Here is a 17,868-nt window from a genome sequence, read left to right on the forward strand (position 1 = left end):
TCCCACAGTTACTCCACTGAACCTGAGGTCAGTGGTGCTCCTGTGGGAGCGGGCTTGCCCCGCGAAGAGGCCAGTTCAAGCAACGCGATGTCAATCTTCAAGCAAGGTGCAAGCCATCACCAGCGCATCCTCGCGCCCTCCCGCCACTGGGTAATAATCCCGCCGACGACCAATCTCGTTGAAGCCATACCGCTCATACAACCGATAAGCCGACTGGTTACTGGCCCGCACTTCCAGAAAGCACTCCCGCCCATTGAGCTGATACGCCCGCGCCATCAGGTGTTCGAGCAGTCGCAAGCCCATCCCCCGCCCCTGGCTCTCCGGCTTGACGGTGATATTCAGCAGGTGCGCTTCATCAATGATCACGTTGATCACGCCGTGACCCACCTGCTGCTGGCCATCGAACATCAACCACACTTCGTAGGATTTGAGCGCATCCTGGAAAATTCCGCGGGTCCAGGGATGGCTGAACGCGGCATATTCGATCTTCAGCACGGCATCCAGATCCGCCTCAGTCATCGGGCGGAAACTGATCGATTCACTCATTCAACGCTCTTCCAGCGCGCCATCAGCTGGCGCATCGCTTGCCAGACGTCCGCCTTGCGCTGCGGCTCGTCCATCAACAGTTCAAGGCCCGGCAGGGCCCAGGCATCGCCCAGGCCGTCGAGCTTGAGGACTTGGTAATAAGCCGTGTCATCAGCATTGGCGGCATGGCGCAGGGCCGGCACACCAATCAACCACAGCAGGGTACAGGGGGCTTCCTCCAACCGGGCCTGGATGAAGCCCTGGAGAAAATCACGTGCGGCCTCCGGGCCCTGGTCCATGTTGCCGCGCACCAGCAGCGGCCAGCGTACCGGCTCGCCGACGATCTGCGGCGCGTCGGGCAAGCCGGCGGCGCGCAGCATGTCCTTGAGCAGCAGGTAAGACGGGTCGCGGCTCTGAAACGGTTGGCCGGTGGCCAGCTCGACCAGCAGCAGGCAGCTGCCGGCACGCAGCAGTTGCAGCGAGAAACGCGGGGGCGGCACCAGCGCCGGGCGCGGCGCGGGGGGCTGTTCCTCGGCCTCGACCGGCTTGGCGGCAGGCTTGGCCGTGCTGCCCGGGCGCGGAATCTCGATTTTCGGCCGCTCGCCGGACCGCGCCTGCGGTGCGGCCGGCACATCGCTGCCAGACGGAGCGGTTGACCTGACCTCGAATGCGGCTTCCTCGACCGGCACCTGCGGCAACAGCAGCTCGGGGCGCGACGGGGCGGCGAACGGCAGTTCAGCGCGCGGCAGCCAATGCACCACTTGCATGGCGGAAAGGTAGGCGCGGCGGCGGGGCTCGGTCAGCAAGGCACGGGTATCCGGGGGGTTAGCACAATCGAGCATTCTAACGCCGTTGCGCAGCAAGCGCCGCAACAGGTCGGCAGAATTTTGTTGCCGGTTCCGGCCCTTTCGCGGGCAAGCCCGCTCCCACAGATATCTAGTCAGCCTTCGGACCTGTGGGAGCGGGCTTGCCCCGCGAAGCGGCCAGCAGATTCCCTACAAAACTCAAGGTTAACCCTCATTACAGACAAGGGGTGAAATCCTGCCCCCCGGATGCAGTACAATCGCCCCCTTTTTACTTGGCAACGAGTAGACGCCAATGATCGAACCCAAGCGCGTCCTGCGCGCCCTAGCCGAACACTGGGCCCTGATCGAGCCGCTGTGCGAGCGTTTCGACCAAGGCACCCTGAGCCTGGTGGAACTGCGTCAGCAACTGGGCCGCCAGCAAGTGGAAAGCACGCCGCAGGACATCACCCAGCTGCTCGACGTGTGGATCCGCCTGGATATCCTGGTGCCGGTGGCCAAGAGCCCGAACCGTTTCGAGCTCAACGCCCAGATCCACGATTTCCTCGCCTACCTGCGCCGCGAGCACCGCCTGGGCCTGTGCCTGGAGATCGAGGCCTACCTGCGCCACCTGGAGCGCCTTGCCGGGCACATCCAGGACGCCTTCGACAACCGCGACAGCGACGACCTGGCGCGCCAGCTGCGCCTGCTCGACATGCGCGTGCGCGACGTGCTGAAGAAGCTCGACAACGACGAACAGGCGCTGGTCGCCGTGGCCGAACGGGCCAAGACCAGCAACCGCCAGATTCCGTTGCGCCAGCGTTATGCCGAAGTGCTGGCGACCTGGGACGAATACGTCGAGCCGATGATCCAGCTGGTCAACGCCGACGGCGCCTTCGAACAAGGCGTGCGCAAGGTCGAGACCGTGTTGCTGAAATTGCTCGGTGAACAGGCGCGCCTTGGCCACCTGGTCGACGACGACATGCTCCTGCGTACCCACGCGCGCATCCTCGAAATGCAGACCAGCGCCCAGCTGACCCTGCGCCACGCCCGCGAGCTGTTGCTGCCGCTGCGTGAAGAAGCGCGCCGGCACAATGCCGTGACCCGCGGCGCCGCACTGGCCCTGTCGGTAATCCGCCGTAAAGGCATCGACGCCGTGCCGCACGCCGCCATGCCGCTGTTCACCCGCCCGCAGAGCACCTTTCTCGGTAGTGCCAGCCAGGTCGAGGCGTATGTCTACGCCCTCGCCCGCTTCGAGCCGAAACCGGCCAAGTTCCCCAAGGCGCACAAGACCCAGAGCGGTGCATTGCCGCGTGCGCCGCGCACGGTCAAGGAAATGCTCGAACGCTGCGAAAACGCCCTGCCGCTGCCCGACCTCATGGTCTGGCTGCTGGAGCAGGAGCCCGAAGGCGCCACCGACGAACTGCTGTACTGGTTCTCGCGCCTGTCACGCGAAAAACGCTTCAGGCGCGAACGCCTCGACCGCCGCGAATACACCACCCAGGAACACTTGGTCAGCCTGCGCTCGTTCGCCCTGACCTCCAGCCGCGAAGCGCCACCTGATAACAACGCGAGCCCAGCCCATGCATCTTGATCTTTCCGAACTGTCCCAGCTCGCGCCGATCTTCCGCGAGCTGTTCAAAGGGTTTCACGTCAGCCGCCGCGACCCGGAGCTGTACGCCCAGCTGTCGAACTTCCAGGACCAGTACCGCACCCTGTTCAAGGCCCTGGGCTTCGAGCTGGTGTGCGATACCCGCGGCTTCTACTACTTCGTCCCCGATCAGGCCGCCGCACAGGTCAACAAGACCGCCCAGCGTCTGTCGCTGTTCACCTTCATCCTGGTCGAACACCTGGCCGACCAGGGCCGCGACCCGATGGCCGTGCTCGACGGCGGCAGCATTGGCCGCGACGAGCTGCCATCGCTGCTGGACAAGTACCGCGACCTGTTCCTGCAGGCCGAAGTGCAGACCGTCGACGAGCTGGAAGAAAAGATCATGCGCCGCATGACCCAGCTCGGCTTCTCCCATGAAGAAGGCGGTATCTACCGCTTCCTGCCGCCGATGCACCGCTTCCTCGACGTGTGCCTGTCGGTGCAGCAGGACCGCGACCTGGCCGCCACGCTGCACAGCGACCTGCCGTTGCCAACCCCGGTGCTGGTCGAGGAAGAAAGCGCAGAAGAACTGGCGCGCACCGACGACCCGCTCGACCTGGCCCCTTTCGAGGCCGACGAAAGCGAAGAAGACGCCCTGGCCCGGGCCATCCGCGAAGAGCAACAGGAGATTGACGCATGAGCCAGGAACGCTACGGCATCCGCCGCTTCGCACTGCTCAACACCGCCGGCTACAGCCTCGGCCTGTTCCCCCTGGAGCACCCGCTGTCGGTCTACGGCGCCAATAACCTGGGCAAGTCCGCCTCGATCAACGCCCTGCAGTTCCCGATCCTGGCGCGCATGTCCGACATGAGCTTCGGCAAGTACAGCCTGGAACAGTCGCGCCGCTTCTACTTCGCCAGCGACACTTCGTACATCCTCTGCGAACTCAACCTGCCCCACGGCCCCCACGTGATCGGCGTGGTCGGTCGCGGCCCGGGCGGCGGTTTCGGCCACCAGTTCTTCGCCTACAAGGGCGAGCTGGACCTGGCCCACTACCAGAAGAACGACACCTGCCTGCGCCAGAAGGAGCTGTTCACCAACCTCGAGCGCCTGGGCCTGAAGGCCTATGAACTCAAGCCGGACGAACTGCGCAGGCTGCTGGTCGGTGGCCACACCTCGGTGCCGCTGGACCTGACCATGATCCCGCTGCGCTCGACCAGCGAGCAGAGCCTGAAGACCTTCCGCGCACTGTTCATCAACCTGCTGCACATGCGCGAAATCACCGCCGCCAAGCTCAAGCAGCTGTTCCTTGATGCCTTCGAGCACAGCCTGCGTTCGGGCAGTGTCGACTACATCGCCGCCTGCGAAGAAGCCTTCCGCGACGTGCGCCGCATGGAGCAGGACTACAACGCCCTGGTTGCCGCCGGCCCGTTGGTCGAGGCCCTGGCCGGCGGCGTGGCCCAGCGCGACATCCTGCGCGGCAAGCTGCATCGCCTTTCACCGCTGCTCGACAACCTGCTGGGCACCTGGCAGGAGTACGCCATGGCGCGCAAGGAAGAGCTGGTGATCCAGGCCGAGCACTTCCGTGGCGAGCAGGACCGCCTGCAGAATGACCAGCGCGGCGGCACCCAGGAGCTGATGCGCCTGGAGCGGGAAATCACCGGCATCCAGCGCTGGCTCGGCGAGCTGTCGGTGCTCAAGCACCGCTTCGCCCTGGTCGATGACGTCAAAGTCCTCGAACAGCAGTTGCTGGCGGCCAAGGACGCTCACGACGAACTGGCCGGCGCCCTGGCCCAGTCGCGACAGTTCTCCGCCGAAGACCTCGACGAGCGCGTGCGCGACCTGGAAAAGCGCGTGAAGCAGGTCAAGCAGCAGCTCGACCACGCCGACAACAACAGCTATGCCCGCCTGCGCGAAGAGTTCTCGCAGGCCGACGTCGACCGCCTGATGCGCCTATTCAACGGCGCACTGTTCAGCCTGCCGCTGGGCGACCGTGGCATCGAGCTGGACGACAGCGACCTGTGGGTGAAATCGCTGGAGGCCGTGCTCGACGGCTTCAAAGGTGAACGCTTCGAGGCACCGGGCATTTCCATCGATCTCTCGCACATCGACCCACCGGCGCTGCAGGCCCTGGCCGACCGCGCCGCCCTGCGCGACCAGAAGGACCGCCTGGAACGCGAGCTCAAGCAGCTCAAGACCCAGCAATCGGTGGCCGCCGACCGCACCGCCTCGAAGGCGCAAACCGAAGCCCTGTATCAGCAGGTACTGGATGCGCAGAAGGCCCTGGAAGACTACCGCCGCAGCGAAACCCTTGCCGCCGAAGAGCCTGAGAAACTGGAGCATCTGGCGCAGCTGGAAGCCGCCCAGGACGAACTCAAGCGCTCCAGCGATGCCTTCACCGAGCGCGTCCAGCAGCTGTCGGCCAAGCTGCAGCTGGTCGGCCGCCAGATCGGTGACCTGGAATCCAAGCAGCGCACCCTGGAAGACGCCCTGCGCCGTCGCCAGCTGCTGCCGGCCGACCTGCCGTTCGGCACGCCGTTCATCGAAGCGGTGGACGACTCCATGGACAACCTGCTGCCGTTGCTCAACGACTACCAGGACAGCTGGCAGGGCCTGCAGCGCGTCGACAACCAGATCGAGGCGCTGTACGCCCAGGTGCGCCTCAAGGGCGTGGCCAAGTTCGACAGCGAAGACGACATGGAGCGCCGCCTGCAATTGCTGGTGAACGCCTATGCGCACCGCACCGACGAGGCCTTGACCCTGGCCAAGGCGCGCCGCGCCGCGGTCACCGACATCGCCCGTACCCTGCGCAACATCCGCAGCGACTACGACAGCCTCGAGCACCAACTGGCCCTGTTCAACCGCGAGATCAACAAGCGCCAGGTGTCCAACCTGGAGAGCTTCCGCGTGGTACTGGCGCCGAACAAGGAAGCGCTCAAGCACATCGACCAGATCATCCACAGCGCCGGCCAGTACGAAGAAGGCGAAACCCTGTCGGTGTTCGACCTGACGCAGAGCTCGGAGCAGGATCACAAGAACGAAGAGGCCAAGGAATACCTGGCACGGCTGGTGGCGGCCAACCACAACCAGTTGGGTTTGAAAGACCTGTTCGAACTGGCCTTCGAGATCACCAAGATCAACAGCCAGCCGGTGATCCACGCCGACATCGACGGCGCGGCCTCCAACGGCACCACCATGACCATCAAGGCGCTAACCAACATGTACTTGTTGCTGCACCTGATGGACCGCGACCTGGCCGGGCGTATTCGTCTGCCGTACTACCTCGACGAGGCGGCGGACATCGACGAACGCAACCAGGCGGCGCTGCTGGAGACCAGCCTGCAGCTGGGCTTCGTGCCGATTCTGGCGAGCGTCAAGCCGCAGGTGTCGGCGCATGTGGCGATCGACCTGGAAGGTGGTAGTGGGCCGAATGGCATCTACATCGACGAGGCGGACTGGAAGTACATCAGCCGGCGGGATGTGGAAAAGGCGATCGTGCGGGAGGATCAGGCTGAGGAGTTGGCCTGATGCATTTAGGGCCGCTTCGCGGCCCTTTCGCGGGCGGTCCGACGTCTCGGCAAGCCCGCTCCCACATTTACAGCGGCGCTGCATAACCCTGTGGGAGCGGGCTCGACCCGCGAATGGAGGCCATAGGCCTCCCCTGCGGTGTCACTGATTCCAAGGCAGAATCGGAATCGCCGTCACCGCATTCTGCGGGCTGCCCTCGATCATGCGGTCGCTGTACACCAGGTACACCAGCGTATTGCGCTTCTTGTCCAGGAAGCGCACCACCTGCATGGTCTTGAACACCAGCGAGGTGCGCTCCTTGAACACTTCCTCGCCGTCTTTCAACTCACCCTTGAAGTTGATCGGCCCAACCTGACGGCAGGCAATCGATGCCTCCGCACGGTCCTCGGCCAAACCCAGCCCACCCTTCACTCCGCCCGTCTTGGCGCGCGACAGGTAGCAGGTCACCCCTTCGACCTTGGGGTCGTCAAAGGCCTCGACCACGATGCGGTCATTAGGCCCGACGAACTTGAACACAGTGGAAACCTGGCCGATTTCCTCGGCCCCGGCCAGCATCGGCAGGGCCAAGGCTGCTGCGGCAATCACCCGCTTGAGCAGGCTCATACCAGCACCAGATTGTCGCGGTGCACCAGCTCCGGCTCGGCACTGTAACCGAGCAGGGACTCGATGGCATCGGACGCTTGGCCGATGATCTTCTGCGCTTCCAGCGCACTGTAGTTGGCCAGGCCACGGGCCACTTCGATACCGTCCGGGCCGACGCATACGACCATCTCACCGCGGCGGAAGCTGCCTTGCACGGTCTTCACGCCAACCGGCAACAGGCTCTTGTTGGCCTGGCGCAGGGCCTGCACGGCACCGGCGTCGAGCACCAGGGTGCCACGGGTCTGCAGATGGCCGGCCAGCCATTGCTTGCGCGCTGCGAGCATGCCGCGCTCGGGCGACAGCAAGGTACCCAGGCGCTCGCCCGCCTTCAGGCGGTCCAGCACGCGCTCGATGCGGCCACCGATGATGATGGTGTGGGCGCCGGAACGGGCCGCCAGGCGCGCAGCACGCAGCTTGGTCTGCATGCCACCACGACCCAGGGCACCACCGGTACCGCCGGCCACCGCGTCGAGCGACGGGTCATCGGCACGGGCTTCATAAATCAACTGTGCTTCGGGGTTGTTGCGCGGGTCGGCATCGAACATGCCGTCGCGGTCGGTGAGGATCACCAGCAGGTCGGCTTCGACCAGGTTGGCCACCAGCGCAGCAAGCGTGTCGTTGTCGCCGAAGCGGATCTCGTCGGTGACCACAGTGTCGTTTTCGTTGATCACCGGCACCACGCCCAGATCGACCAGGGTGCGCAGGGTACTGCGAGCATTGAGGTAACGCTTGCGGTCGGACAGGTCGTCGTGGGTCAGGAGGATTTGCGCAGTGTGCTTGCCGTGCTCGCCGAAGCTCGACTCCCAGGCCTGCACCAGGCGCATCTGGCCGAGCGCGGCGGCGGCCTGCAGCTCGTTCATCGCGCTCGGTCGGGTGGCCCAGCCCAGCTGGCTCATGCCGGCGGCCACAGCCCCGGAGGACACCAGCACCAACTCCACGCCCGCTTCACGCAGTGCGACCATCTGCTCGACCCACACGGCCATGGCGCCGCGGTCCAGGCCCTTGCCATCCGCCGTGAGCAGCGCACTGCCAATCTTCACGACCCAGCGCTTGGCGCCAGTCACCTTGCTTCGCATCTTCTCTTCCAACCTATGTCGAATCCGTAGATACATTAGATACAAAAACGCCGCTCCAGAGAGCGGCGTTTAGTGTACTGCAACCGGTCAGTCGCGCACGTAAATGATTTCCGGGCCGTCTTCGTCGTCCTCGAAATCATCGTCCCAGGCGTCATCGTCGCCGATGTCGTGCACGCTCTTGACGCCAGTGCGGCGCAGGGTGCGGGCGTCGTCCAGGGCCTGCAGCTGGGCACGGGCTTCGTCTTCGATACGCTGGTCGAGCTCAGCGAGCTCCTGGGCGTAGGCCGGGTCGTTGGCCAGGCGGTCGGCGCGGTCTTCGATGTAGCGCATCAGGTCATGGCTGAGCTGCTCGGTGCCCTGCTTGGAGATGGCCGAGATCACGTAGACCGGGCCTTCCCACTGCAGGCGTTCGACCACTTCCTTGACCCGCTCGTCGCGCTCGTCGTCCATCAGCATGTCCGACTTGTTCAGCACCAGCCAGCGCTCACGGTCGGTCAGCGCCGGGCTGAAGCGGGTCAGCTCGTTGACGATCACTTCAGCGGCATCAGCCGGGCTGCTCTCGTCCAGCGGCGCCAGGTCGACCAGGTGCAGCAGCACGCGGGTACGCGCCAAGTGCTTGAGGAAGCGGATACCCAGGCCGGCACCGTCGGAGGCGCCTTCGATCAGGCCGGGGATGTCGGCGACGACGAAGCTCTTCCAGCGGTCGACGCTGACCACGCCCAGGTTCGGCACCAGGGTGGTGAACGGATAGTCGGCGACTTTCGGCTTGGCGGCCGATACCGAACGGATGAAGGTGCTCTTGCCGGCATTCGGCAGGCCCAGCAGGCCAACGTCGGCGAGGACCTTCAGCTCCATCTTCAGGTCGCGCTGGTCACCCGGCTTGCCTGGGGTGGTCTGGCGCGGCGCACGGTTGGTGCTGGACTTGAAACGGGTGTTGCCCAGGCCGTGCCAGCCGCCCTGAGCGACCATCAGTTTCTGGCCAGGGGTGACCAGGTCGCCGATCACTTCCTGGGTGGACGCGTCGATCACCGTGGTGCCGACCGGCACGCGCAGGAACAGGTCTTCACCCTTCTTGCCGGTGCAGTCGGTGCTGCCGCCGTTGGAGCCACGCTGGGCTTCGTGGTGACGGGTGTAGCGGTAGTCGACCAGGGTGTTGAGGTTTTCGTCGGCGACCATGTACACCGAACCGCCATCGCCACCGTCGCCGCCGTTGGGGCCGCCGTTCTCGATGAACTTCTCGCGACGGAAGCTCATGCAACCGTTACCGCCGTCACCGGCCTTGACCCGAATCGATACTTCGTCAACAAACTTCATTTAAACCGCCTCTCGCCTTCCGACGAGTTGAATACCTGAAAAACCTGAGGCTCTTGCAAAAATGAGCGCGGCGGCCCCGTACGACCGAAGAAACCCACGCCGGCAGCCCATACAAACAGCTTTGCAAGAGGCTCACCACAAACGAAAAAGCCCCGTCGCATGACGGGGCTTCTGGAGCGACGTCGCGATTAAGCGGCGACGATGCTCACGTAACGGCGGTTGAACTCGCCTTTCTTCTCGAACTTGATCACGCCTTCGATCTTGGCGAACAGGGTGTGATCCTTGCCCATGCCAACGCCGTAGCCGGCGTGGAACTGGGTGCCGCGCTGACGGACGATGATGTTGCCGGCCTTGACGACCTGGCTGCCATACATCTTCACGCCAAGGCGTTTCGATTCTGAGTCGCGACCGTTACGGGTACTACCACCAGCCTTCTTGTGAGCCATGGTTCAATTCTCCAAATAAATTCAGGGGATCTAGGGGATTAAGCCTGGATGCCGGTGATTTTGATCTCGGTGAACCACTGGCGGTGGCCCATACGCTTCATGTGGTGCTTACGGCGACGGAACTTGATGATGCGTACTTTGTCGTGACGGCCTTGCGAAACGACTTCGGCAACAACTTTAGCACCAGCGACGACTGGAGCGCCGATGGTGACTTCTTCACCGTTGGCAACCAGCAGAACGCGATCGAAGGTCACGGATTCGCCAGTGGCGACTTCCAGTTTTTCGATCTTGAGGAATTCACCTTCAGCGACTTTGTACTGCTTGCCGCCGGTAACGATTACTGCGTAAGACATGGGTATTTCTCCGATAATCCTGCTCACCCAGCGCTTTATATATTGAGTATTGGCTGGCATGGCTGCATGGGGCTGGAACGGCCCGCTGCAATTGCGTAAGGCAGGTGCTGCCCAGGAAGTTAGGGTGCGCGATTGTACGCAACACGGGATTCGCTTGCAAGTACCGCCCCCGCCGGCCGGGCACCGCGCCTTGACACCACGGGACCCGCGACCTAGCATGCCGCGCAACCTCACTGGAGCAGCCGATGCAACCCCAAACCTTCTACCGCGCGGTAGCTGACGATTTCAGCGCCGTCGACGAGATCATCAAGAAGCAGCTGACCTCGCGCGTGCCGCTGGTATCGAAGATCGGCGACTATATCACGTCCGCCGGTGGCAAGCGCCTGCGCCCCCTGCTAGTGCTGCTGTGCGGCAAGGCCCTGGGCCGTGAAGGCGACGACCTGCGCCTGCTGGCTGCGACCATCGAATTCCTGCACACCGCCACCCTGCTGCACGACGACGTGGTCGACATGTCCGGCATGCGCCGTGGCCGCTCCACCGCCAACGCCCTCTGGGGTAACGCACCGAGCGTGCTGGTGGGCGATTTTCTGTATTCGCGCTCGTTCGAAATGATGGTCGAACTGGGCTCGATGCCGGTCATGCAGATCCTCTCCAAGGCCACCCGGGTGATCGCCGAGGGCGAAGTGCTGCAGCTGTCGCGCGTGCGCGATGCCAGCACCACCGAAGAAGTGTACATGGAGGTCATCCGCGGCAAGACCGCGATGCTGTTCGAGGCCTCGACCCACAGCGCCGCCGCGCTGGCCGAAGCCAACCAGGAGCAGCGCGAGGCCCTGCGCACCTTTGGTGACCACTTGGGCGTGGCCTTCCAGCTGGTCGACGACCTGCTCGACTACAAGGGCGATTCCGAGACCCTGGGCAAGAACGTTGGCGACGATTTGGCCGAAGGCAAGCCGACCCTGCCGCTGATCTACACCATGCGCGAAGGCACGCCTGAGCAGGCGGCCCTGGTGCGTCAGGCAATCCAGAAGGGTGGCCTGGAAGACCTGGAGCAGATTCGTGTGGCGGTCGAAGCTTCGGGTGCGCTGGACTACACGGCGCAAATGGCTCGCGATTACGTGGCCAAGGCCATCGCCTGCCTGGAAGTGCTGCCGGCCAGTGAGTACCGGGATGCGCTGGTTGAGTTGAGTGAGTTTGCGGTAGCGCGTACGCACTGATAGACCGAGTCGTCTTTTTCGCGGGGCAAGCCCGCTCCCACAAGGTTGAGCTGAATGCCGACTAGGGGGGAGCGGGCTCGCCCCGCGAAGCTTTTAGGCACACAAAAACACTTCTCTGAAAAAACCTTATACAATATGGGCCTTTAACCGTCCGTCTGTTTAAGGAACTGAAGTGAGCACTCTGCCAGCCTGCCCAAAATGCAACTCCGAATACACCTATGAGGATGGCACTCAACTGATCTGCCCCGAATGCGCCCACGAGTGGTCGGCCAACGGCGAAGCCGATGCTGGCGGCGATGAAGTGGTGAAGAAGGATTCGGTCGGCAACGTGCTGCAGGACGGCGACACCGTCACCGTGATCAAGGACCTCAAGGTCAAGGGCTCGTCCCTGGTGGTCAAGGTCGGCACCAAGGTCAAGAACATTCGCCTGTGCGACGGCGACCACGATATCGACTGCAAGATTGATGGCATCGGCGCAATGAAGCTGAAGTCGGAGTTCGTGCGTAAGGTCTGATTACAAAATTCGCCAATTGGCACTTGCTATTCTGATAATAAGAATTATTCTCATTGGAACCGCTATCCAAGGAGAATAGCCATGACTTATCTGATCGACGCCTGGCTGGACCGCCCTCACCCCTACCTGCGCATTCTTCATCGGGAAACCGGTGAAGTGTGCGCGGTGCTCGAAGAAGAAGCACTGGACGAACTGCGCGACCAGGGAGACCTGGACCTGCATGGGTTGAATTCGAGCGAGCCGATCGTGCTCAAGGAGCTGGTGCGCAATCTGTTTCTGTTCTGCTATGCACGGGCGTTGCGCCCTGGGGGTACAGACTGGAACTGAGGCCGGCAGCGCCGGCCTCATCGGTATTACAGAACGTCGAGCAGCTCGACGTCGAACACCAGGGTGCTGTGCGGCGGGATGCTGCCGACGCCTTGCGCGCCGTAGGCCAGCTCGCTCGGCACGTACAGGCGCCATTTGCTGCCAGCGTTCATCAGCTGCAGGGCTTCGGTCCAGCCAGCGATCACACCGCCGACCGGGAATTCAGCAGGCTGGCCACGATCGTAGGAGCTGTCGAACACAGTGCCGTCGATCAGGGTGCCGTGGTAGTGCGTACGCACGTTGCTTTCGCGGGTCGGCTTGGCGCCTTCACCTGCGGTCAGCACTTCGAACTGCAGGCCCGAAGCCAGGGTGGTGATGCCATCGCGCTTGGCGTTTTCGGCGAGGAATGCCTTGCCGGCGCCAGCAGCGGCTTCAGCCTTGGCTGCAGCTTCGGCTTGCATGATGTCGCGGATAACCTTGAAGCTGGCCGACAGGTCGGCTTCGCTGACGCGGCTGTCGGCGCCGTTGAAGGCGTCGGTCAGGCCAGCCAGGATGGCGTCCAGGCTAACGCCCGGTGGTGGGTTGTCACGCAGCTGGCCGCCCAGCTGACGGCCGATGCCGTAGCTGACGCGGGTTTCGTCGGTGGACAGGTTGAGTTCGGACATGGTCGTGCTCCACTGCAGGGCGCAGTGCAGCCGCGCCCTTGATGAAAAGGGCGAGCAGCCTAGCACACTGGGAAGCTGCGAGCAGCTACCAGGCCGAACGCGGCGAAATCGGGACTTTCAGGTCTTCTTCCGGGTGTTGCCCCATGCCGCACATCTCGTCCTGAACGGACCAGTGCAACAGGTTCATCGACATCATCGGCAAGGGCTTCAACAGCTCACGCGCCTCTTCGACCGATCGCACCCGCAGGCGTTTGCCCTGGCTGTCATCGAGTGGTTGGGCGCGCCCGTTGACCCGGGCCTCAAGCAGGTAATCGCCGCCTTCAATGGCGATCAGGTTGAGTTCGTTGACATGGCCGGCCCTGGCCTCGGTATTGAGCTGATGCAGGTTCATGGGAGCACCTCGCTGCTGGAACCACGCATGAGTGCTCATTTTTTGTACAGGAAAGTGGATTACACAAGGCATTACTGACGCCGCTCGTCAGTTGAACCGAGATGGCCCCTTCGCGGGACAAGCCCGCTCCCACAGTTACACCACAGGGCTCGATGTGGGAGCGGGCTTGGCCCGCGAAGGGCCCGAGAAGGTTAATGCTTGGTCAGCTTGTCCAGGTAACCCATGCAAAACGCCGAAACCACGAAGGTCATGTGAATGATCACGTACCACATCAGGTAATCGGTGGAGATGTTCTGCGCATCCATGAACACCCGCAGCAGGTGGATGGAGGAAATCGCCACGATGGAGGCAGCGACCTTCATCTTCAGCGACGAGGAGTCCATCTTGCCCAGCCAGTTGAGTTTCTCTTTGCTGTCGTCGATGTCCAGTTGCGAGACGAAGTTTTCGTAGCCGGAGATCATCACCATGACCAGCAGGCCGCCGACCAGCGACATGTCGATCAGCGACAGGATCACCAGGATCAGGTCGGCTTCGCTCAAGGCAAAAACGTTGGGCAGGACGTGGACAACTTCCTGGAAGAACTTCAGCGCCAGGGCCAGCAGGCCGAGGGACAAGCCGAAGTAGATGGGGGCGAGCAGCCAGCGAGAGGCATACATCGCGTTTTCGAGAATACGTTCCATGGAGGGTTTTGAACTCGTCAGGTGACTGAAAAAGCGAGCGCGAGTATAGCCAGCCACCTGTGACAGCAAAAGCCTGCGGTCCATTGCCGCAGCCACCCTACATAAAATCGAGATAACTTATTCAGGTTTCGGGATGGAACTGATAGTCCCCCAGATTGCGGCACCGCTCGCCGTTGATCCTGCGCAATTGCGCCTGCAGGTGCAGGCACCAGATCTGCGGATCCTCGGCGACCTGATACCCATGCAGGGTCAGGCTGTCGACGATGGCATTGAGCACCGACTCGGCCACCAGCGGCCCATGGAAAGGCCCCTGGGCCTTGATGGCCGAAGGTTGCTCACCGGCCATGCCGGCGGCGAACAGCAAGGTCCACATGCCGTTGTCACCGGCCAGCGGACGAATGCTGCATTCGATACGGGTCACCAGGCCCAGGCACTGGCGGGTAAGGCTGAGGTTGCGCATGGCCGCGTCCCCCTCTGAAAAGCCCTGTTCAACCCGAAACGTTCGGGCTGTTTCCATCCTGAACCCTGCTGCCGTCCTTAAGTTCCAGCATAGAATAACGCTGTAAAAAGATGGAAAACCGGCGCTGAACGGTAGCACATGGCCGCCAGCGCCGTTTTATTGACTCAGGCCGGTTTAGCCTGGGCAATCACCTCTTCCAGGCGTTCCTTTTCCGCCTTTTCGATGTCTTCCTCGCTGATCATTTCGGCGATCTCACGCAGGCGCTCGACCACTCGGGCATTGACGCTGCCTTCGGTGAACAAACCCTCGTCGTTCAGCACACCGGCCTCTTCGCCCACCAGCAGGCTCAGCGCCTCGTCGGCCTGGCTCACCGCATAGACGTGGAACACGCCGTTCTCTACCGCCTGCAGGACGCGCTCGTCGAGCATCAGTGTGGCGACGTTGGCACGCGGGATGATCACACCCTGCTCACCGGTCAGGCCACGCGCTTCGCAGAGGCGGAAGAAGCCTTCGATCTTCTCGTTAACCCCACCCACCGCCTGCACTTCGCCGAACTGGTTGATCGAGCCGGTGATGGCGAAGCACTGCTTGAGCGGCGTGCGTGACAGTGCCGAGATCAGCGTACAGGCTTCACCCAGCGACGCGCTGTCGCCGTCCACGTAGCCGTAGGATTGCTCCAGCGCGATGCTCGCCGAAATCGCCAGCGGGAATTCCTGGGCGTAGCGGCTGCCCAGGTAACCGGTGAGGATCATCACCCCTTTGGAGTGGATCGGCTGGCCCAGGTTGACCTCGCGCTCGATGTCGACGATACCGCTGCCGCCCGGGTACACCGTGGCGGAAATACGCGCCGGCATACCGAACGCCGAATCACCGACTTCCAGCACGGTCAGGCCGTTGCACTTGCCGATGGCCGCACCTTCGGTGTCGATCAGGATGATGCCGGCAAGCATGTCGTCCAACACCCGTTGCGAGACACGCCCGGTACGCGTGGCCTTGGCCTTGAGCGCTCGTTCGATATGCCCGGCGTCGGTCTTCTCTTCACTGGCCAGTTGGCGGATGAAATCGGCCTCGCTGACCAGCTGGAACAGGTCGCCGATACGCGCCGAAAGGCGTGACTGGTTTTCCGCCAGGCGTGCACTGTAGGTGGCCAGGCGTGCCACCGCATCGCTGGTCAGCGGCGCCATGCCCTCTTCGTTGGTGCGGGTGCGCAACAGCTGGGCGAACTGCTCGAGGTTCTCGTCGACCATCGGCATGTCTTCGTCGAAGTCGACCAGCACCCGGAACATCTCCTGGAAGTCCGAATCGTGGTCTTGCAGCGCGTAGTACAGCTGACGCGAGCCGATGATCACCAGTTTGACGTTGAGCGGGATCATCTGCGGCTGCAGGCTGACGCTGGCGACGCGCCCCAGCTCACCGATCGGCGACTCCATCTTCAGCTTGCGCGACTGCAGGGCGCGCTTGAGCGCATCCCAGACGAATGGCTCGCCGAGCATCTTCTCAGCTTCGAGGATCAGGAAGCCGCCATTGGCGCGGTGCAGCGCGCCCGGGCGCAGCTGGCGATAGGAGGTGTACAGGGCGCCCTGGTCGGTGCTGTATTCGATGCGGCCGAACAGGTTGTCGTAGGTCGGGTGCGGCTCGAACACCACCGGTGCGCCGCCGGCGACGTGGTGACCGACCACCAGGCTGGGGGCGTACTGCTCTTCAAGCAGCTTGCGCGCCACGGCATCGGTCTTGCTGTCATCGACCAGTTGCTCGACCACGGTGCGCAGCAGGTTCAACTGCACCGATTGCAGGTAGGCGCACACTGCCGCGTTCTCGGCGTACTTTTCCGACAACGGCGCCAGCAAAGGCTGCAAGGCCAGGGTGATGGTTTCTTCGTTGAGCTGGCGCAGCTGGTTGTTCGACTCGCGCTTCCACTGCGGCAGGCTGGCCAGCTCTTCGTTGAGGCGCTCTTCGAGGAAGGCGATGTCCTCATGGAACTGCTCGCGGACCTCATCCGGCAGCTGGGCGAATTCGGCTTCGTCCAGCGCCTTGCCGTCGGCCATCGGGGTGAAGGCCACGTTGCTGGCGTCGCGGTACAGGGCCACGTCCTTTTCCAGCGAAGCCCGCTCGATCACATCGAGTGCACGGTCGTAGCGCTGGTTGAAGGCGCGGTCGATGGCGCCCTTCTTCTGCTGGTAGGACGGGTGCTCGAACACCGCCGGAAAGGTTGCCAGCAGGTTGTCGATCAAGCCACCCATGTCGCTGATGAACGCCGCCGCACTGCCCGACGGCAGCTCCAGCGCACGCGGCTCGCGGGTGTCATCGAAGTGGTTGACGTAGACCCAGTCGGCCGGGGTCTGCTGGCGCTTGCCCTCGGCCTTGAGGTAGCGCTTGACGAACGAGAAGCGCCCGGTGCCGGGCTCGCCCATCACATACACGTTGTAACCCGGGCGTGGCATCGCCACGCCGAACTGCAGGGCCTCGACAGCACGTTCCTGGCCCAGGACTCCGCGAAACGGCTCCAGATCGTCGGTGGTGGCAAAAGCAAACTGCTCGGGGGAGAAACGCCTGGTCAAAGCTTCAGGCGCGAGACGCAGGCGCGTAGCGACAGGATCGGGCATTGGGTGTCCTTACTTCGGCGGGGCAGATACGCAGCATTCTGGCGCTGCCCGCGCGCGCCTTGCAAGGCTCGGCAGGACTTTATGTCGCAGCGAGTGCGGCTTGATGCACAAGCAAATTTTTCGCAATCAACAACGCAACCTTTAGATCGTGCCTAAACTCCAAGCTGCGCGGGTGGGTGAAACGCTTTCCCGACTTGGCAACCGAGTTGCCAGAAACCCTGACCCTTGGTTAAGACAAATAGAGAAAAAGCTATGAAACGGATTCTTCTGGGTACTCTGTTCACCGTGGTCTCCCTCAACGCCATGGCCGAAGCGCCAGGTGGCCCGAACTGCGGCTGGGGCAACATGCTGTTCGAAGGCCAACGCGGCACCCCGGCCCACTTCCTGGCCTCCACCACCAACGGCACCTCCGGCAACGCCACCTTCGGCATGACCTCCGGCACCAACGGCTGCTCCACCAAGGCCTCGCTGACCTATGGCGGCAAGTCCTGGTTTGCCATGAATGGCATGATGAACGAGCTGTCCGAAGACATGGCCATGGGTCAGGGTGAAGCCCTCACCACCTATGCCGTGGTTCTGGGCGTAGCGCCGGAAGACCGCGTCTACTTCAACTCGGTCACTCACCAGCATTTCAGCCAGATCTTCAGCAGCGCCGACGCAACGGCTGAAACTGTCCACAGCAACACCCTGGCCGTACTGAAAAACGACCCACGCCTGGCCAAGTACGCAACTGAAGCCTAAGCGCAGGTATACCCGCCTCACTTACGAGGCGGGTTCT

At 63.1% G+C, this 17,868-nt stretch carries 19 protein-coding genes; 7 read left to right on the plus strand and 12 right to left on the minus strand.

Annotation, left to right across the window (positions count from 1 at the left end):
* Nucleotides 1-90 precede the first annotated feature (90 nt).
* Nucleotides 91-546 (minus strand): ribosomal protein S18-alanine N-acetyltransferase, encoded by a 456-nt coding sequence (gene rimI, locus ACZ6YA_RS21645; protein WP_110996186.1) that lies wholly within the window; start codon nt 544-546, stop codon nt 91-93.
* Nucleotides 543-1,331 (minus strand): energy transducer TonB, encoded by a 789-nt coding sequence (locus ACZ6YA_RS21650; RefSeq protein ID WP_465899415.1) that lies wholly within the window; start codon nt 1,329-1,331, stop codon nt 543-545. The genes rimI and ACZ6YA_RS21650 overlap by 4 nt, the downstream gene beginning before the upstream one ends.
* 292 nt (nt 1,332-1,623) lie before the next feature.
* Here ACZ6YA_RS21650 and mksB point away from each other — a divergent pair, with 292 nt between their 5' ends.
* From mksB to mksF, 3 genes are read left to right on the plus strand one after another with little or no spacing between them, the layout of a single operon-like run.
* Complete coding sequence (mksB, locus tag ACZ6YA_RS21655) at nt 1,624-2,901, plus strand: Mks condensin complex protein MksB (protein WP_465899302.1); 1,278 nt, start codon at nt 1,624-1,626, stop codon at nt 2,899-2,901.
* Nucleotides 2,891-3,598: an Mks condensin complex protein MksE gene (gene mksE, locus ACZ6YA_RS21660; RefSeq protein ID WP_465899304.1), complete on the plus strand. Its 708-nt coding sequence runs from the start codon at nt 2,891-2,893 to the stop codon at nt 3,596-3,598. Before mksB ends, mksE begins: the two co-directional genes overlap by 11 nt.
* Nucleotides 3,595-6,426 carry an Mks condensin complex protein MksF gene (gene mksF, locus ACZ6YA_RS21665; protein ID WP_465899306.1) on the plus strand — a complete coding sequence of 944 codons (2,832 nt, stop codon included), beginning with the start codon at nt 3,595-3,597 and terminating at the stop codon, nt 6,424-6,426. The genes mksE and mksF overlap by 4 nt, the downstream gene beginning before the upstream one ends.
* A gap of 141 nt (nt 6,427-6,567) precedes the next feature.
* On the opposite strand, the gene ACZ6YA_RS21670 is transcribed toward mksF, so the two are convergent.
* From ACZ6YA_RS21670 to rplU, 5 genes are all read right to left on the minus strand, one after another.
* Nucleotides 6,568-7,029, minus strand: a complete 462-nt coding sequence (locus ACZ6YA_RS21670) for a CreA family protein (protein WP_465899308.1) — start codon at nt 7,027-7,029, stop codon at nt 6,568-6,570.
* Nucleotides 7,026-8,144, minus strand: a complete 1,119-nt coding sequence (gene proB / locus ACZ6YA_RS21675; RefSeq protein WP_465899310.1) for a glutamate 5-kinase — start codon at nt 8,142-8,144, stop codon at nt 7,026-7,028. Before proB ends, ACZ6YA_RS21670 begins: the two co-directional genes overlap by 4 nt.
* An 87-nt stretch (nt 8,145-8,231) precedes the next feature.
* Nucleotides 8,232-9,458, minus strand: a complete 1,227-nt coding sequence (gene cgtA / locus ACZ6YA_RS21680; protein WP_465899312.1) for an Obg family GTPase CgtA — start codon at nt 9,456-9,458, stop codon at nt 8,232-8,234.
* A 188-nt stretch (nt 9,459-9,646) separates the two neighbouring features.
* Nucleotides 9,647-9,904, minus strand: coding sequence for a 50S ribosomal protein L27 (gene rpmA / locus ACZ6YA_RS21685; protein ID WP_008092023.1), 258 nt, complete (start codon nt 9,902-9,904; stop codon nt 9,647-9,649).
* A 38-nt stretch (nt 9,905-9,942) separates the two neighbouring features.
* A complete protein-coding gene (rplU, locus tag ACZ6YA_RS21690; RefSeq protein WP_003247466.1) occupies nt 9,943-10,257 on the minus strand; it encodes a 50S ribosomal protein L21 in 315 nt (104 codons plus the stop codon).
* Nucleotides 10,258-10,502: 245 nt separating this feature from the next.
* Here rplU and ACZ6YA_RS21695 point away from each other — a divergent pair, with 245 nt between their 5' ends.
* The 3 genes from ACZ6YA_RS21695 to ACZ6YA_RS21705 all read left to right on the plus strand — a co-directional run bounded on the left by ACZ6YA_RS21695 (nt 10,503) and on the right by ACZ6YA_RS21705 (nt 12,312).
* Nucleotides 10,503-11,471, plus strand: coding sequence for a polyprenyl synthetase family protein (locus tag ACZ6YA_RS21695; protein WP_465899314.1), 969 nt, complete (start codon nt 10,503-10,505; stop codon nt 11,469-11,471).
* Between the two features lie 172 nt (nt 11,472-11,643).
* Nucleotides 11,644-11,985: a zinc ribbon domain-containing protein YjdM gene (locus tag ACZ6YA_RS21700; protein ID WP_400797914.1), complete on the plus strand. Its 342-nt coding sequence runs from the start codon at nt 11,644-11,646 to the stop codon at nt 11,983-11,985.
* 81 nt (nt 11,986-12,066) lie between these two features.
* Nucleotides 12,067-12,312, plus strand: a complete 246-nt coding sequence (locus ACZ6YA_RS21705) for a PA4570 family protein (protein ID WP_400797917.1) — start codon at nt 12,067-12,069, stop codon at nt 12,310-12,312.
* A 26-nt stretch (nt 12,313-12,338) separates the two neighbouring features.
* Here the strand turns inward: ACZ6YA_RS21705 and ACZ6YA_RS21710 are convergent, their stop codons facing one another.
* The 5 genes from ACZ6YA_RS21710 to ACZ6YA_RS21730 form a co-directional block, all read right to left on the minus strand.
* Complete coding sequence (locus ACZ6YA_RS21710) at nt 12,339-12,956, minus strand: FKBP-type peptidyl-prolyl cis-trans isomerase (protein WP_465899317.1); 618 nt, start codon at nt 12,954-12,956, stop codon at nt 12,339-12,341.
* Between the two features lie 85 nt (nt 12,957-13,041).
* Nucleotides 13,042-13,347, minus strand: a complete 306-nt coding sequence (locus tag ACZ6YA_RS21715) for a DUF6482 family protein (RefSeq protein ID WP_387528970.1) — start codon at nt 13,345-13,347, stop codon at nt 13,042-13,044.
* 191 nt (nt 13,348-13,538) lie between these two features.
* Entirely contained in the window at nt 13,539-14,027 is a 489-nt protein-coding gene (locus ACZ6YA_RS21720; protein ID WP_016501546.1) for a TIGR00645 family protein, read from the minus strand.
* 121 nt (nt 14,028-14,148) lie between these two features.
* The gene (locus ACZ6YA_RS21725) at nt 14,149-14,487 is read right to left on the minus strand and encodes a PA4575 family protein (protein WP_003247487.1); all 339 of its coding nucleotides are present in this window, start codon (nt 14,485-14,487) and stop codon (nt 14,149-14,151) included.
* A gap of 164 nt (nt 14,488-14,651) precedes the next feature.
* Nucleotides 14,652-17,090, minus strand: a complete 2,439-nt coding sequence (locus tag ACZ6YA_RS21730) for a Lon protease family protein (protein ID WP_465899319.1) — start codon at nt 17,088-17,090, stop codon at nt 14,652-14,654.
* Between the two features lie 252 nt (nt 17,091-17,342).
* On the opposite strand from ACZ6YA_RS21730, the gene ACZ6YA_RS21735 reads away from it, so the two are divergent.
* Nucleotides 17,343-17,831: a DUF3015 domain-containing protein gene (locus ACZ6YA_RS21735; RefSeq protein WP_465899321.1), complete on the plus strand. Its 489-nt coding sequence runs from the start codon at nt 17,343-17,345 to the stop codon at nt 17,829-17,831.
* Nucleotides 17,832-17,868 lie beyond the last annotated feature (37 nt).

The organism is Pseudomonas sp. NPDC090752, from assembly GCF_055584805.1.